This is a genomic window from Noviherbaspirillum sp. (genome assembly GCF_035254685.1).
Lineage (GTDB): Bacteria > Pseudomonadota > Gammaproteobacteria > Burkholderiales > Burkholderiaceae_D > Noviherbaspirillum.
Map to the genome: position 1 here is coordinate 26,080 of NZ_DATFAI010000019.1, position 16,231 is coordinate 42,310.

Consider the following 16,231-nt stretch of genomic DNA (forward strand, 5'->3'; position numbering starts at 1 on the left):
ATGGTGGAAATCCGTACGGCGACGATAGAGCCGATACGCAACACGTTTGACCATGTGGCGAGCGTACTGGGCGGCGACAAGCCCGCGTCACGCTATCTGGAAGGCACGCTGAAGCTGCAGTCGGAAGCGAACTTCCATTACCAGGCATTGTGGGACAAGGAGCATGCGCTCTACGACCCGGCGAGAACGAAGATCGTGATGGGGGACTGGTACAAGTTTCTCGATCCGCGCCAGTTCCATTACGGTGCCTATACCAACGCGCGTTCACGCCAGCAGGAGGCAGCGGAGAGCAATTTCGCATTCGTGGAGAAGCGAAATCTCCTGCAGTTCGTCGATGAGGCGGCGCGCGCGAAGATGGCGCGCGTGCTGATCCCGCTGCGCCACTATGAATGGGGCGCGAACATGAACAACTCCTTTGTCGCGTCGTTCGCCTACGGTTCCATGCTCAACGTTCCGGCGACCTTCCATGCAATGGATCGCCTTGGTATCGCGCAATACCTCACGCGCATCGGGCTGCTACTCGGCGGTGTGGAAACCATCGACGAAGGCAAGGAGGCCTGGATCGATCACAAGGCGTGGCAGGGCTTGCGCAAGGTCATTGAAGACCTGTTCGTGGAGAAGGACTGGTTCGAAGTCTTCATGGCCCAGAACTTCGTGGGTGACGGGCTGGTTTATCCGCTGGTCTACCGACAGTTCGTGCAGGACATCGGGGTGCAGGGATCGACGGTAGCCATGCTCGCGGAATTCATGTCCGACTGGTTCGACGAAACCTCGAAGTGGGTCGATGCGGTGGTCAGGATCGCGGCTGCGGAATCGCCGCAGAACCGCCAGCAATTGTCGGCGTGGTACGGCAAGTGGCGAGGCCTCCTGGTCGACGCGTTGCGGCCGATTGCTGCGGAACTGATGGGCAGCACTGAGGCAACTCTGGAGACGGTCACATCGCTGCTCGACGCGCGCGCGAAGAAGCTGGGCATTGACGCGGGAGGTGCGCAATGAAGCTGGTCTACATGGCTTTCCAGGAAAACGAGGAATCGGGCCCGGTGGTGGCGTCGATCATCGAAGACAACCCGGGCGCGACGGTGCGCCGTTATCCGGCGATGGTGCGCATCGAAGCGGAAGGCGCGCTGACCGTGAAAAGGGAATCGGTGGAACGGCGTCTCGAGCGCGAATGGGATCCGCAGGAACTGCATCTCTACCTGATTTCACTCGCCGGCAACGTGAGCGAGACCGATGATGAATTTACCGTGAGCTGGGGCAGCGCACAGGCGAAAGGACAATGACATGAGCACGACGAAAAAACTCGGCCTGCGCGAAAAATACCGTTTGATGACGCGCGGCCTTGGCTGGGAAACGACTTACCAGCCGATGGACAAGGTGTTCCCGTACCAGAGCTTTGAAGGCATCAAGATCCACGATTGGGACAAATGGGAAGATCCCTTCCGCCTGACGATGGACGCCTACTGGAAGTACCAGGCGGAGAAGGACCGCAAGCTGTATGCGATCATCGATGCGTTCAGCCAGCACAACGGGCACCTGAACATCTCCGATGCGCGCTACGTGAATGCGATCAAGCTGTTCCTGCAGGGGATCACGTTGTCGGAGTACAGCGCGCATCGCGGCTTCATCCATCTCGGCCGCCAGTTCGGCGGCGTCGGCCCGCGCGTCGCTGCGCAGATGCAGGCCATCGACGAGATTCGTCATGCACAGACGCAGATCCATGCCATCAGCCATTACAACAAGCACTTCTCCGGGTTCCACAACTTCCAGCAGATGTATGACCGGCTGTGGTACCTGTCGGTGCCGAAGTCCTATTTCGAGGATGCGCTGACCGCCGGACCGTTCGAGTTCCTCACCGCGATCTCGTTCTCCTTCGAGTACGTGCTGACCAACCTGATCTTCATGCCATTCATGTCGGGCGCCGCCTACAACGGCGACATGGCGACGGTCACTTTCGGCTTCTCTGCACAATCGGACGAAGCGCGCCACATGACCATGGGGCTGGAAGTCATCAAGTTCATGGCCGAGCAGGATCCGGACAACATTCCGATCATCCAGCGCTGGATCGACAAGTGGTTCTGGCGCGGCTACCGCCTGCTGGTGCTGGTGGCAATGATGATGGACTACATGCTGCCCAAGAAGGTGATGTCGTGGAGCGAGGCGTGGGAGATGTATTTCGAGCAGGCCGGCGGCGCGCTGTTCGACGACCTGTCGCGCTACGGCTTCCGCATGCCGAAGTACGCGGATGTCTCCATCAAGGAGAAGGACCGCTATTCGCACGAGGCGTGGGCTGCGCTGTACAGCTACGGTGCGGCGAGCGGCCTGCACACCTGGATCCCGACCGGCGAAGAGATGGAATGGCTGGCGGAGAAATATCCCGCGTCCTTCCCGCAGTTCTACCAGAAGCGCCTGCAGCACTGGGACGAGCAGCATCAGCAGGGCAAGCGCTTCTACAGCACGACGCTCCCGCAGCTGTGCCAGGTCTGCCAGATTCCCGCGTGGTTCACCGAGCCGGACGACCCGACGCAGTTGTGCCACCGCGAAGTCGAGTACAAGGGTGAGCACTATCATCTCTGCTCGGATGGATGCCGTGACATCTTCCAGGCGGAACCGGAGAAGTATGTGCAGGCATGGCTGCCGACGCACCAAGTCTACCAGGGCAACTGCGGCGGCGCGTCGCTGGACGACGTGCTGAAGTGGTCTGGCATCGACAGCGGGCACGACAACTTCGACTATGCGGAATCCGACGACCGCAAGAACTGGGAAGAATGGAAGAGCCAGACGTCGGTTGGCAAGAAAGTGGCCTGAAGGAGCACATGCAATGACCGTTAATGCCTTGTATCCCGATTACCAGGGAAATGTCCGCGATGCGGAAACCAACTTTCATGGCGGCAGGATCGTCTATATCTCCTGGGACCGGCACCTCATGTTCACCAATCCCTATGCCTTCCTCGTCCAGCCGGAGATGAAGTTTGGCGATTTCATCAACACCATGATGGCGTCCGCCTACGCAAGCCATCCCGACTGGGAAAAGATCAACTGGGCTGAGGTGGTCTGGTACCGGGGCGGGACGATGTTCAAGCCCGATCCTGCGGCCACTTTCGCGGAGAACGGCGTCGGGCACAAGACTGCGCTCCGGTTCTCCACGCCTGGCCTCGACGGCATCGAGGGGCTGGGGATCTGAATGCCCGATGTTGCAAGAGAGTTGATTAATTGACCAAAGGCGCAGCGACCCTGCGCCTTTTTTTATCGTATTGATCACGTTCCGGGGCGGACGTGCAGGTGCATTCGCGCTGGCGGGAATCTTTTGAGAAACTGTGTGTCAAAAAACGCGATCTACCTTAGGTATCGGGTTAGATTGGCAACCGAGACGTGACAGCGCGGCAGAGTCGGCGATGATCGACAGCGGGCATGACAAAAAAGACATGAAGGAGACAGGACAATGACGTTGAATGAGCTGGGGCACGAGCAGATTTCCTCGCGCGTGAAGGCATCGCCGCAGGAGGGCGTGATTTTCATGGATGCCCAGCGCATGCTGCTGGTCGATACCAGCCGCATGGGTTTCCTGCGCCAGGAACTCATCTCCACGCTCGGCATGGAACGCGCCAAGGGCGTGCTGATGCGGATGGGATTCGCGTCCGGTGCGCGCGATCTCGAGTGGGCAAAGAAGATCCTCGGTGACAAGGACCCGGAGGAAATCCTGCGTTTCGGTCCTCGCCTGCACAGCGTGCGCGGCGGCGCATCCACCCGCGTGGTGAAGATCGACATCGACATCAGGAACAAGCATTTCTACGGCGAGTTCATCTGGGACCAGTCCTACGAAGCGGATGTGCATAAGGACCTCTATGGCACGCAGGACGAGGCCGTGTGCTGGGAAGCGGTGGGATACGCGACCGGCTATACCAGTGCACTGATGGGTTGTCTGGTCTACTATCGCGAAGTCGAGTGCCGCGGCAAGGGCGATTCGATCTGCCGCATCATCGGCAAGCCGGTCGATCAGTGGGACGACCTCGACGAGAGCGTGCTCAAGCTGTACCAGCCCGACCCGGTGGTCGAACGCTTGCTCGACATGCAGAAGAGCATCGACCTGCTGCGGCGGGAAGCGGACGAAGGCTTCCGCAATGTTCCCTTTCTCGGCAAATCGAAAGGCTTCCGCGATGCGATCGTCCTCGCGGACAAGGTCGCCAGGTCCGATGTCACCGTGCTGCTGCTGGGCGAGACCGGCGTCGGAAAGGAACGGTTCGCGCGCTACATCCATGAACAGAGCAACCGCAGCAAGCATCCCTTCGTCGCAGTGAATTGCGGTGCCATTCCGGAAGAGCTGATCGAGGCGGAACTGTTTGGCGTCGAAAAGGGCGCCTACACCGGCGCGCAGACTTCGCGCGCCGGAAAGTTCGAGCGTGCCGACGGCGGCACGCTGCTGCTGGACGAAGTCGGCGAACTTTCTGCCTCCGCGCAGACGAAGCTGCTGCGTGCCTTGCAGGAGGAAGAAATCGAGCGCGTCGGCGGAACGCAATGCAAGAAGATCAATGTGCGCATCATCGCGGCGACCAATGTGGATCTTGCGGAAGCGGTGCGCAAGGGGCGGTTCCGCCTTGACCTGTACTACCGGCTCAACATTTACCCCATATCGATTCCCCCGCTCAGGCAGCGCAGGAGCGACATCGAACTGCTGGCGGAAGATTTTTTGCGCATCTATTCGAGCAAGCACGCGAAGAAGCTGTTGGGCATCACGGACGCGGCAAAGAAAATTCTCACCGAGTACGCCTGGCCAGGGAACATCCGCGAACTGCAGAACATGATCGAACGCGGCGTGATCCTCGCCAGCAACCGCGGCTATATCGACGAGGAGCATTTGATACTCCAGGGCTTCGGGACACAGGAACGGGAGACGAGCACCACAGTTCCGAACGCGACCACAACATCGGACGCGGATCCTTCTTTCGGCTTGCTCGACCAGATGATCGCGCACAAGCAGAGCATGGAAGACCTGCAGAATGACCTGGTGCTGTCGGCGGTGAACCGCGCTGGGGGCAACCTGAGCGACGCGGCGAAGTTCCTGGGACTGAGCAGGGCGCAGGTTTCCTATACGTTAAAGAAGATCAAGCAGTAAGAGACTATGTCGGCAGGCAGTGCCTGCCGAAACGGACTCCCAGGCTCATGGCTCTTCGGGACATTACTGGCTGCCCGGAGAGCCAACTCCCGACCCTACCAAAAATTCTTCAGAAAATTCCGCAGCACGACACTTCCTCCAATTAGTTTTCCCCTTCCAAAACAGGCACTTACCAACTGGCCTTGAAATTGCTTTTCATGCTGGACCTTCAATGGAGACCAGCATGGAATATCAACACTACAAGCGACTGAAGATCGAACAGGCCGATGGCGTGCTTACCGTGGCGCTCAGCCAGCCGGAACGCCGCAATGCGATGGATGAAATCATGCATCGCGAAATCCCCGAACTATGGCGTCAAATCTCGCAGGACCGCAGCGTGCGCGTCGTGATCCTCAAGGGCGATCCGGAAGGCAAGGCCTTCTGTGCCGGTGGCGACCTGAAGTGGGTGAGCGAAGCAGCCCAGTCGGGCGAACGCTACGAGGAAATCCTCCGCGACGGCGTGGACATCGTGCGCGGCGTAGCGCAATTGCCGCAACCGGTCATCACCATGATCAACGGCTCCGCCATCGGTGTGGGCGCAAGCCTCGCACTGTTCGGCGACATCGTGTTTGCGGATGAGGCCGCCGTCATCGCCGATCCGCACGTGAGTGTCGGCGTGGTAGCGGGCGACGGCGGTGCAATCATCTGGCCCTTGCTGGTTGGGCCTAATCGCGCGAAGGAGTTCCTGATGACGGGCGACCCGCTCACCGGCGCGCAGGCCGAACGCATCGGGCTGGTGAATCACGCCGTACCTGCGGGCGAGCTGCAGGAACGTGTCGAGAACATGGCGCGACGCCTCGCCAACGGTCCGCGCCTTGCCATCGAGCTGACCAAGCGCTCCGTCAATATCCAGGTGAACACGCTGGTCAACCACATCCTGCACGCCTCGCTCGCGCTCGAGGGCCTGACCTTCCGCACGCAGGACCATCACACCGCCGTCAACGCCTTCCTTTCGCGTTCCAGGCCGTCCGCCAAGTAACAGGAGCCCAACTTGATCACTTATGAAAAGAGCGGCGCAGTCGCGCGCGTCGTACTGAACCGTCCTGCCGCACGCAATGCACTCGATGGCGACATGCTCGATGCCATTGCGCAGCACATCACTGTCGCCGACCGTGACCGGGAAGTGCGCTCCATTGTCCTGACCGGCGAAGGGCCGGTGTTCTGCGCCGGCGGCGACCTGCGTGCAATCTTCACCGGCGCGACGCCGGATTCCGTGCGGCGTTTCCTGAACGACCGCATTCGGCCGGCACTGCGCAGCATCATGCAGTCGGACAAGCCGGTCATCGCCGCCCTCAACGGGCCGGTGGCGGGCGCAGGCGTATCGCTCGCACTGGCCTGCGATTTCATCATCGGCGCCGACAACGCGGAATTCATTCCTGCCTTCGGCAAGATCGGCGCCATGCCCGACTCGGCGGCGATCTACCTGCTGGTGCAATACCTCGGCGTGGCGGCGGCACGTGACATCATCTTCCGTAGCCGCCAGCTCAAAGCGCAAGAAGCCTTGCAGAAAGGCCTGTACTCGCATGTCGTGCCGCAGCAGGAGCTGCATGCGCAGGCGATGGAGCTGGCCGAGTCGCTGGCGCAGGAACCGACGCTGGCTATTGCGCTAGCCAAGCGCGCGCTGCGCGACGCTCCGCGCCAGCCCTTCGATGCCTTCATGGATGCCGAATCGCTGGCCATGGCTTTCCTGCACACGACGCAGGACCTTGCAGAAGGCTTCGATGCCTTCAAGAGCAAGCGCACTCCCGTTTTTCGCGGATGCTGAGGCGCCGCGTGTCCGGGCAACGATCGGTTGTCATCACCGGCGGATCCGCCGGGATCGGCCAGGCCATGGTGCGTGAGTTTCTCGCCGCGGGAGACCGGGTGACCTACTGCGGGCGGAACGACACTCGCCTGCAGCAATCCCTCGCCCCGCTGCGCGAGGAATTTCCCGGTTGCGTATCGGCGATTGTCGCGGATGTGGGTACCGCACAGGGCATAGACAAGCTGATTGCCGCAGCGCTGGATGAATGCGGAACGATCGACATCCTCGTCAACAACGGCGCCAGCGCGGAATCGGGCAATCTGATGAGCCTGAGCGACGCGCAATGGCAAAGCGAATTCGACCAGAAGCTGATGGCCATGGTGCGCACCGCGCGCGGCGTGTTCGATGTCATGCACGACCACGGCGGCGGTGTCATCGTGAACATCAACAGCGTGTTCGCGCGCGCGCCCGACGTCTCCTTCTATGCCTCGAGCGTGGTCCGTGCGGGTTGCCTTTCCTTTACCAAGCTGCTCGCGAAGGAGGGCGCGCCGTACGGCATTCGCGCCGTCGCCGTCGGCCTCGGCCTGGTGGCGACCGATGCCTGGCGGCCGTGGTGTCCGTCTGATGTATCGCTGGACGAGTACCAGCTTTTGACGGCACGGCAATACGCCGTGCCGCTCGAGCGCATGGCACGGCCGGAGGAAATCGCCCGCGTCGTGCGCTTTCTCTGTTCCGAAGACGCGGCCTACATCACCGGTACGCAGGTGGATGTCGACGGGGGCTTGTCACCCTGTCTTTAGCCACATCCCTGAGGGCGCTAAAAATTCTGCAGAAAATTTCGCCGCCCTTTTTCTGCATTTTCAAAAATCCCTTTCTAAACAATTGCTTATTCGCTGGCACGGACAGTGCTAAGTAAGGTTTCAGAAGTCATACAAGGATGAGTTGGACAACATGGGTCATTCATACACCCCGGAAGACGTAGCACAACTGCGCAGAGGAAAAGGCGAGCGTCTTTATGGTGACGGCGCGCTGGTCGTCCTCAAGGCGCTGCTCGAATCCGGCATCAGCTATTTCGGCGGTTATCCCGGCTCGCCCACGGCGAACCTGATGGATGCGGTCGCTGATGCCTATGAGCCGCTGCTGAAGGAATACGGCGTTTACTTCGAAAGTTCAAGCAATGAAATGTCGGCCGGTGCCTTGCTCACCACGTCGGTCTATGGCCCGGTGCGCGGCGCCGTGACCTGGAAGGTGGTCGGCAATGGCGTGGCGACCGACGTGGTCGACCATGTCTCCCAGCTCGGCGTGAAGGACGGCGCGATGATCGTGGTCGGCGAGGACTACGGTGTATCGAGCACCACCGTCGTGCAGCGCACGCTGGCATGGGGCGTGAAGTCCGGCCTGCTTGTGATCGATCCGCGTGCTGACCAGCAGGTGCTGCATCGCATGGTCAAGGAAGGCATGGATCTGTCGCGTGACAGCAAGTCGGTAGTGGCACTGCTGTTGCGCCCGCAGGCATCGCATACCAATGCGGAAATCACCGTCGGCGACAACGTCATTCCCGCGATCAGCACCGTCAACAAGGTCGAAGCTTTCCGCAAGGACCCGACGCTGTTCGCCCTGCCGCCCTATGCACAGGAACAGGAAAAGGATCGCTACCTGCACCGCCTGCCAACTGCTGCGCGGCTCGTCGTCGAACGTGGCCTCAATGAGTACTTCGGCGGTTCACATGCGGAGTTCGGCCTGATCACTCACGGCACCACGTTCAATTCCACCCTGCGCGTGCTGAGCCTGCTCGGCATGGCCGATGAATTCGGCGAACTGGACGAACGCCTGCACCTGCTGCAGCTCAACGTGGTGAACCCGCTGTCGGAGACGCAGATCGAAGAATTCATGGCCGGCAAGAAGGCCGTGCTGATCGTCGAAGAAGGCCAGCCTGACCTGATCGAATCGCAGATCCGCGCGCTGGCGCACAAGCGCGGGATCACCTGCCGGATCATCGGCCACGACGCGATTCCCGGCATTGGTGAACTCGTGCCGGAACGTTTGATCGAGCCGCTGTCGGGCTATCTCATTAGCGACATGGGCATCGACGGCGGCGGCGCGATCCAGCGCAAGGCGCAATCCCTGCTGCAGCGCGGGCGCGACGTGATGACGTCGATCGGCAAGCCGGTTCCGGCACGCATCCCGACCTTCTGCACCGGCTGCCCCGAGCGACCGGTCTTTTCGCAGATGAAGATCAGGGAAGTCGTGTTCGGCGAAAAGGATTGGCACGCGGGTGACGTCGGCTGCTATGGCATGGCGGGCTTCAAGCCCTTCGAGATGGCCGATTCCAATATCGGCATGGGTGCGGGGCTCGCGGCGGCGACGGCCATCACGGCACTGTCGCGGCAGCGGAACGTCTCGGTGGTCGGCGACGGCACGCTGTGGCACAGCGCATTCAATACGTCGGTCGCCAACGGCATCTACAACAAGCAGGAATCGACCTACATCGTGCTGGACAACGCCTGGACGGCGATGACCGGCGCGCATGAGAACCCGAACGTCGGCGTGCTGATGAACGGCGAGCCGATGAATACGGAAATGAGCATCGAGAAGACGTTCCGTGCCATGGGCGTGAAGCACATCGAGACGGCCAATCCGTATGACTTCAAGGGTTTCCAGAAAAAATTCATCCGCATCCACGAAGACAAGTCGAAGCCGCAGGTGCGCGTGCTGATCTCGGACGCGGAGTGTCAGTTGCAGCGCCAACGGCGCATCCGCCCGCAGAACGCGGCGGCGCTCAAGGCGGGAAAACGTGTCGCGACCGACCGGCTTTATGTCGATGACGAGGTATGCGTGGGCGACCACGCCTGCATGCGCTTCAACGGCTGTCCGTCGCTCACGCTCAAGCCGTCGGACGGCGTGGTGAAGAAGAGCGACAAGGCCTACATCGACCAGAACTGCGTCGGCTGCGGCACCTGCGGCGAGATCTCGACCATGGCGCAGCTTTGTCCGTCCTTTGTGAAGGTGACCACCGTCACTAACGCGTCATGGCGGGAAAAACTCGTGAACGCGATACGCAGCCTCTTGTTGCCGCGTCATGTTGTGCTGGCCATGGAGGGCAAGTAATGGAAAACCTGAACAACAACCGCACCCGCCGCATCCTGATCGGCACCGTGGGCGGGCAGGGCGGTGGCGTGCTCAGCGCCTGGCTGGTGCGCGGCCTGATCAACCACGGATGGGATGCCATCAGCATCGGCCTGCTCGGCCTGTCGCAGCGCGCCGGCACCGTCACTTACTACTGCGAAGCCGCGCCGAAATCGGAACAGCGCCGCGTCAACTCGGTGTTCGCGATGGCGGGCGATGTCGACCTGCTGATCGGGCAGGAATTGCTGGAACTGGGGCGTCTCGTCCAGAGCGGTTATGCGGCACAGGATTGCGTCATCATCGGCAACACCTATCGCTACCTGACGACGTTGGAGAAGATGCCTTCCGAAGACGGCATCTTCGGTTCCACCAACATCGTCAACGCCGTCAATCGCATCGCGCCGCAGCGCAACTTCCTCGTCCACGCACAGGAAGTCGTGTCGACCAACCAGCTTCCCGCCCTGACCAGCAATGCCTTTCTGCTCGGAGCGGCGGTCGGCTCGCCGGTATTCAGCCTGCCGCCCGAGCCATTTCTCGAGGCGATCCGCGCCGATCAGGTCGCAGTCGAAACGAACAGCAAGGCTTTCCTGCTCGGTTACGAGATGGCGCGCGATGGACGACTGGCGCGCCTGGCGGAAGAAGAGCGGCTGCGCATCAGTGGCGCTGTTGCGGCGCCGGCGAAAACCGCAACCCAACTCGTGTTCCAGCCCGGCCCGCAATTCCTTGGCTTGCTGCAACGTGCTTCTGACAATGCGGCTGCGCACGACACGCTGGTCTCGATCGGAAATCTGCTCGAGGTCTACCAGAATGCTGATTACGCCGACGAGTTCGCGCGGAAGGTAACGCAGTGCGAGCAGGCATTCCAGCAGAATGTGCCGGGCCATGCCGCCGGTCTGTTCGAGCCCTTGTGCCTGAACCTGGCCAACTGGATGGCGTATGAGGACACCATGCGCGTGGCGCAGATCAAGTCGTCTCCCGACCGATTCGCGCGGCTTGCGTCCGAGTTCCGCAACGCCAAGGGCATCGTCGAAGTGCGCGATTACATGGTGCCCGACCTGGAGCAATTCCTTGATGCGCTGCCGCCCGCGCTCGAACGCCTGTTCCGGAAGCCGTCAGACGACGCCAAGCGGGAACATGCGAGTTCCATCAAGTTCCCGGTGCGCCTGCGTTCGAATGGCGTGATCGGCTACTGGAGCCTGCGGCTGCTCGCCGCATTCCGCTGGACGCGGCCGTTTTCGTCAAGGCACGTGCGCGAGACCAAGGCAATGCAGCAGTGGCTCGACGCAATCGCCGCTGCGGCACGAGAGGATGTGCGCATCGCGCTGGTGCTCGCCGAGGCCGGTCGCATCGTGAAAGGCTACGGCTGGACGCGCAAGAAAGCAATGGCCGATATCGAAGCCTTCGTTACCGAGGGCGCCGGTTACCTGTCTACGATCCGTCGCCAGGGTGGCGATCCGCTTTCAATCGGACGCGAAGCACTCGCGAAGCTCGCGCAGCAGGCCGGCAATTGGCCGCAGTGCGAGGAATACCTCAAGCAGGCGGCGTCTGCGCAAAGCATGTGCGAAGCGGTGCGCGCATGAAGCACTGGCGGATTTCCCTCGCGAACGATCCCGGCGCAAAGGTCGAATTCGACTGCGCGCAAGGCATGACCATCCATGCCGCCGCGAGGGACGCCGGCTATCGCGTGCGCGCCTCCTGCAAGAGCGGCGGCTGCGGCATCTGCGCCGCGACGCTGCGCTCGGGCAGCGTAGATTACGTCTCACCGGTATCGAAGGCGAAGCTCGAGGGTTGCCCGCCTGCGACCGTATTTCTGTGCCAGGCGACCCCGACGCAAGACTGCTGTTTCAGCACCGACTGGCAGTGGTCCGTCATTGACAAGACCCCGTTGTCGCGGCGGATGGCGACAGCTGGCAAGGAAAACAAGGAGGAGTAAGTGGCAGTAATCAGACTAAGCTATGCAAGCATCAACGTCACGGACCTGGACAAGGCAGAGCAGCACTATGCGCATGTCGTTGGCCTGCGCACTACGGGCACGTCGGCTGGGCGCGTCTACATGCAGGCACCCGATTCGCAGGACCATCATTGCCTGGTCCTGAATGCGTCCGACCGTGCCGGCCTGTGCCACCTCGGCTTCAAGGTCAGTGCGCACGAAGACCTGCAGGAAGCGGCGGACAAGGCTGTTGCAGCGGGGCTCAAGGTGGAATGGATGGAATCCGGCACGCTGCTCGGGCAAGGTGAAGGCGTGGTGATCACCCTGCCGTCCGCGCACCGCATCAACCTGTTCCATGAATCCGAATGCGTCGGCTATGAAACCGGCATGCGCGATCCCGATCTCGTGTTGGAGCGGGTCGATGGCGTCAATCCGGTCAGTCATCTCGACCATGCGCTGATCGTCTGCAGCAACCCTGACCAGACCATCCGCTTCCTGCGCGACGTACTCGATTTCAACCTCTCGGAGTGCGGCGCCGCGCCGGATGGCAGCCTGTTCCTCGGTTTCCTTTCCGCCGGCAACACCATGCATCAGCTGGCGATCGGCCCTGGTCCGGACGGCGGCCTGCATCACATCGCGTTTTACGTGGTCGACCGCGCCGACGTCGTGCGCCGCACCGACCTGCTCAAGCATCGCAATGTGCCCACGCTCGAATATGGCGTGACCCGCCATGGCGTGGCCGGCGTGACCACCGTCTACTTTTTCGACCCCTCCGGCAATCGGAATGAATTCCAGTGCGGTGCGTACGAGACATCGGGCGCGTCAGGCCGGGTGCCGTCCATCAGCTGGAGTATGGAGTCGCTCGGACAGGCCACGTTCTACTACGAGGCGTCCGTTCCGGAACAGTTCTACACCGTGGTCAGTTGAGGAGGGGCGGAAAATGGCATTGAAACACAAGGGCATCACGCGCATCGGTTTTGTCAGGCTCGCATTGAACGACGCCGGGCTGCGCGCAGCGAAAAAATTCTACGCCGACACGCTCGGCATGATTGTGACGGCAACCGCACCCGGGCAGGTACAGTTGCGCTGCTGGCATGAGCCTTACAACTTCTCGGTGGTGATCGACGAAAGCGATGCGCACAGGCTCTCCGAAATCGGCTTCCAGGTACGCGATGAGGAAGATCTCGACAATATTGCGGAGCGGCTTGCGCGCGGCAGCATTGAGATTATGTGGCATGATGCCTCCTCGGACCTTCCCGGGCTGGGCCGCTCGGTCAGCTTCGCGATTCCCGGTGGCCATCGCATCCGCCTGTTCGCCGACATGGCGCTGCTTGGTTACGAGACAGGCTTTGAAGCGCCGGACTGGGTCACGCCCAAGCGCATCCGGGGCACACCTGCGCCGCAATTCCTCAACCACGTCGGCATCTGCGTTCCCGATCCACGCGAAACCATCGCCTTCCTGAAGCAGTACCTCGGCTTCTTTACCTCCGAACTGATTGAAGACGAAAGCGGCGATCCGGTGTCGGCACTCATGTTTCGCATGACCAAGAACGTGGGCGGCCAGGAACTCGCGATCTTCCCGGGCGACGCAGGCAAGTTGCACCACATCGCCTTCACCAAGGACGACTCCTCGGACATCCTGCTCGACGGCCAGTACCTGCGCAACGACGGTGTGAAGCTGGACAGCTTCGGCCCGACGCGCCAGCCCTACGGCAACACTTTCTCGCTGCATTTCTTCGATCCCTTCGGCGTGCGGCTGGAACTGTGCAGCGGCGGCCGCCTCGCGGAGCCGCATCCGGGGTTCAGGCCGGTGGTGTGGAGCGAGTCGAACATCCGCGCCGCGCTGTCCTACTACGACGAGGTGGAGATCGATTCCTTCCTCGCGCACGCGATCTAGGGAGCGACATGCAGGCAATCCGCATTTATGCCGTGGAGGGCGAGTCGCGTTTCTGCGAGCACGAGATCGCTCTCCTGCCGAAGGACAAGTTCGGCCTGTTTTCCGCGCCGGTGCCGGCCACGGACATCTTCTTTCGCGAAACCGCCGCCGACTATGACTCCGGCTGGCACACCGCGCCGTTCAGCCTCTACCTGGTCATTCTCGAAGGTGCAGTGGAAATCGAAACCTCCGACGGCTGCAAGCAGGTGATTGGTGCGGGCGGCGTGATCCTCGCGGAAGACACGACCGGCAAGGGACATCGAACACGGGCGGTCGGGGGGCAACTAGTGCGCAGCATGATGCTCGGTATGCCCGACACGCGGTGAGGATCGGAATCAACAAGGCAGGAAAAAAGAGGTGAGTTTTTGAAACAAGAGAATCAAGTCATCATCGCATCCGCGGCCCGTACGCCAATGGGCGGGCTCACGGGCGTATTCGGCGACGTGTCGGCCATCGAGCTTGGCGCGGCTGCTATCCATGCGGCTACGTCGCGTGCGGGCATTGCTACAGACAAGGTGGATAGCGTCGTCATGGGCTGCGTGCTGCCCGCCGGCCTCGGCCACGTTCCGGCGCGGCAGGCGGCGCTCAAGGCGGGCCTGCCGGAGTCGGTGTCGTGCACAACGGTCAACAAGGCCTGCGGCTCGGCCATGCGCGCCATGATGATCGGGCATGACGAAATTCTCGCCGGCTCCGCACACGTGGTTGTCGCCGGTGGGTTTGAGTCGATGAGCAATGCACCGTTTCTTTTGCCGGACGGCCGGAAAGGGCGGCGCCTCGGGCACGGCGCGACGCTGGACCACATGCTCTACGACGCGCTGGAAGATGCGTTCGAACGCAGCCCGGGTAAGAAAGTCGACCTGATGGGGCATATCGCCGAAGAGTGGGCCGGGAAGTATGGCTTCTCGCGCGAGGAGCAGGATGCCTACGCGCTGCGCTCGCTCCAGTCTGCGCGCCAGGCCAACGAAGACGGCAGCTTCGCCTGGGAGACTGCGCAGGTCACGCGCACGACGCGCGGCAAGACCGTGCTGATCGACAGGGACGAACAGCCTTTCACCACGGACGCCAACAAGATTCCGACGCTCAAGCCGGCCTTCCGTCCTGACGGCACGATCACGGCGGCGAATTCCAGTTCGATTTCCGATGGCGCGGCGGCGACCGTGTTGATGCATGCCGCCGCTGCAGACAGACTTGGCGTTACGGGGCTTGCGAGCCTGGCCGGCAAGGCCACCTGGTCCGGTGCGCCCCGCTCATTTCCGGTCGCTCCCGCCATGGTCATCAACAAACTGCTTGAGCAGCTCGGCTGGAATGTGGGGCAGGTAGACCTCTTTGAAGTGAACGAGGCCTTCGCCGTTGTGCCCATGATCGCCATGCGCGACTGCGGCATTCCGCTCGAAAAGATGAACGTCCACGGCGGCGCCTGCGCGCTGGGGCATCCGGTCGGCGCATCCGGCGCGCGCATCGTCGCCACGCTGATCGGCGCACTGAAGAAAACCGGCGGCAGGCGCGGCATCGCTGCCATCTGCCTGGCCGGCGGCGAGGCGACTGCACTTGCCGTTGAAATGCTGTGAGGGATACATGGAACTGAAGAATGTAACAGTCGTCATCAGCGGCGGCGTCTCCGGCTTGGGGGCGGCATGTGCGCGCATGGTGATCGACAACGGTGGCCACGCGATCCTGGCCGACATCAATGCGCAGCAGGGCGAGGCGCTCGCCGGCGAACTGGGTGAACGCTGCCGTTTCGTCAGGACGGACATCACCTCGGAACAGGATGCGGCGGCGTTGTTTGAACAGGCCGCCGCGTCCGGCACCGTTCGTGCCGTCGTGAACTGTGCCGGCGTCGCGCCCGGCGAGAAGATTCTCGGCCGCGATGGTCCGCATGCGCTCGCTACGTTCGAGCGCGTGGTGCGGATCAATCTCGTCGGCACCTTCAACATGCTGCGCCTCGGCGCCGCTGCCATGGCCGGCAACGCACCGACCGAAGACGGCGAACGTGGCGTGATCATCAACACTGCATCCATCGCCGCCTTTGAAGGCCAGATCGGACAGGCGGCCTACGCGGCGTCCAAGGGCGGTGTCGTTGCGCTCACGCTGCCCGCCGCGCGCGAACTGGCGAGATCCGGCATTCGCGTGATGACCATTGCGCCCGGTGTGTTTGCCACGCCGATGGTGAGCGCCATGTCCGCCGAGGTGCAGGACAGCCTTGCGAAGACGATTCCCTTTCCGTCACGCCTGGGCCGGCCCGAGGAATACGCGCTCCTCGTCAAGCAGATTTTCGACAACCGGATGCTCAATGGCGAAGTGATCAGGCTCGATGGCGCCACGCGCCTCGCAGCCCGCTAGCTGACT

General features: G+C 61.9%; 16 protein-coding genes. All 16 read left to right on the forward strand.

The annotated features are described in order from the left end of the window. The 16 genes from VJ698_RS05860 to VJ698_RS05935 all read left to right on the forward strand — a co-directional run bounded on the left by VJ698_RS05860 (position 1) and on the right by VJ698_RS05935 (position 16,225). Complete coding sequence (locus VJ698_RS05860) at positions 1-996, forward strand: aromatic/alkene monooxygenase hydroxylase subunit beta (RefSeq protein ID WP_324101779.1); 996 nt, start codon at positions 1-3, stop codon at positions 994-996. Beyond that, the gene (locus VJ698_RS05865) at positions 993-1,280 is read left to right on the forward strand and encodes an MmoB/DmpM family protein (RefSeq protein ID WP_324101780.1); all 288 of its coding nucleotides are present in this window, start codon (positions 993-995) and stop codon (positions 1,278-1,280) included. The genes VJ698_RS05860 and VJ698_RS05865 overlap by 4 nt, the downstream gene beginning before the upstream one ends. A 1-nt stretch (position 1,281) precedes the next feature. Next, positions 1,282-2,805: an aromatic/alkene/methane monooxygenase hydroxylase/oxygenase subunit alpha gene (locus tag VJ698_RS05870; protein WP_324101781.1), complete on the forward strand. Its 1,524-nt coding sequence runs from the start codon at positions 1,282-1,284 to the stop codon at positions 2,803-2,805. Between the two features lie 13 nt (positions 2,806-2,818). Then, entirely contained in the window at positions 2,819-3,181 is a 363-nt protein-coding gene (locus VJ698_RS05875) for a phenol hydroxylase subunit P4 (RefSeq protein WP_324101782.1), read from the forward strand. Positions 3,182-3,439: 258 nt separating this feature from the next. Then, positions 3,440-5,110 (forward strand): sigma 54-interacting transcriptional regulator, encoded by a 1,671-nt coding sequence (locus VJ698_RS05880; protein ID WP_324101783.1) that lies wholly within the window; start codon positions 3,440-3,442, stop codon positions 5,108-5,110. 223 nt (positions 5,111-5,333) lie between these two features. Continuing rightward, positions 5,334-6,128 carry an enoyl-CoA hydratase/isomerase family protein gene (locus VJ698_RS05885; protein WP_324101784.1) on the forward strand — a complete coding sequence of 265 codons (795 nt, stop codon included), beginning with the start codon at positions 5,334-5,336 and terminating at the stop codon, positions 6,126-6,128. Between the two features lie 12 nt (positions 6,129-6,140). Further along, entirely contained in the window at positions 6,141-6,914 is a 774-nt protein-coding gene (locus VJ698_RS05890; protein ID WP_324101785.1) for an enoyl-CoA hydratase/isomerase family protein, read from the forward strand. Positions 6,915-6,922: 8 nt separating this feature from the next. Continuing rightward, positions 6,923-7,693 carry an SDR family oxidoreductase gene (locus tag VJ698_RS05895; RefSeq protein ID WP_324101786.1) on the forward strand — a complete coding sequence of 257 codons (771 nt, stop codon included), beginning with the start codon at positions 6,923-6,925 and terminating at the stop codon, positions 7,691-7,693. Between the two features lie 151 nt (positions 7,694-7,844). Further along, positions 7,845-10,001 carry an indolepyruvate ferredoxin oxidoreductase subunit alpha gene (locus tag VJ698_RS05900; RefSeq protein ID WP_324101787.1) on the forward strand — a complete coding sequence of 719 codons (2,157 nt, stop codon included), beginning with the start codon at positions 7,845-7,847 and terminating at the stop codon, positions 9,999-10,001. Continuing rightward, entirely contained in the window at positions 10,001-11,599 is a 1,599-nt protein-coding gene (locus VJ698_RS05905; RefSeq protein ID WP_324101788.1) for a DUF6537 domain-containing protein, read from the forward strand. Before VJ698_RS05900 ends, VJ698_RS05905 begins: the two co-directional genes overlap by 1 nt. Beyond that, complete coding sequence (locus tag VJ698_RS05910; RefSeq protein ID WP_324101789.1) at positions 11,596-11,952, forward strand: 2Fe-2S iron-sulfur cluster-binding protein; 357 nt, start codon at positions 11,596-11,598, stop codon at positions 11,950-11,952. Before VJ698_RS05905 ends, VJ698_RS05910 begins: the two co-directional genes overlap by 4 nt. Beyond that, positions 11,953-12,876 carry a VOC family protein gene (locus VJ698_RS05915; RefSeq protein ID WP_324101790.1) on the forward strand — a complete coding sequence of 308 codons (924 nt, stop codon included), beginning with the start codon at positions 11,953-11,955 and terminating at the stop codon, positions 12,874-12,876. It abuts the gene before it with no gap. A 13-nt stretch (positions 12,877-12,889) separates the two neighbouring features. Beyond that, entirely contained in the window at positions 12,890-13,846 is a 957-nt protein-coding gene (locus tag VJ698_RS05920) for a VOC family protein (protein ID WP_324101791.1), read from the forward strand. 8 nt (positions 13,847-13,854) lie between these two features. Next, positions 13,855-14,211, forward strand: a complete 357-nt coding sequence (locus tag VJ698_RS05925) for a hypothetical protein (protein WP_324101792.1) — start codon at positions 13,855-13,857, stop codon at positions 14,209-14,211. A 39-nt stretch (positions 14,212-14,250) separates the two neighbouring features. Continuing rightward, positions 14,251-15,453, forward strand: a complete 1,203-nt coding sequence (locus tag VJ698_RS05930) for an acetyl-CoA C-acyltransferase (RefSeq protein WP_324101793.1) — start codon at positions 14,251-14,253, stop codon at positions 15,451-15,453. Between the two features lie 7 nt (positions 15,454-15,460). Then, positions 15,461-16,225, forward strand: coding sequence for an SDR family NAD(P)-dependent oxidoreductase (locus VJ698_RS05935; RefSeq protein WP_324101794.1), 765 nt, complete (start codon positions 15,461-15,463; stop codon positions 16,223-16,225). Positions 16,226-16,231 lie beyond the last annotated feature (6 nt).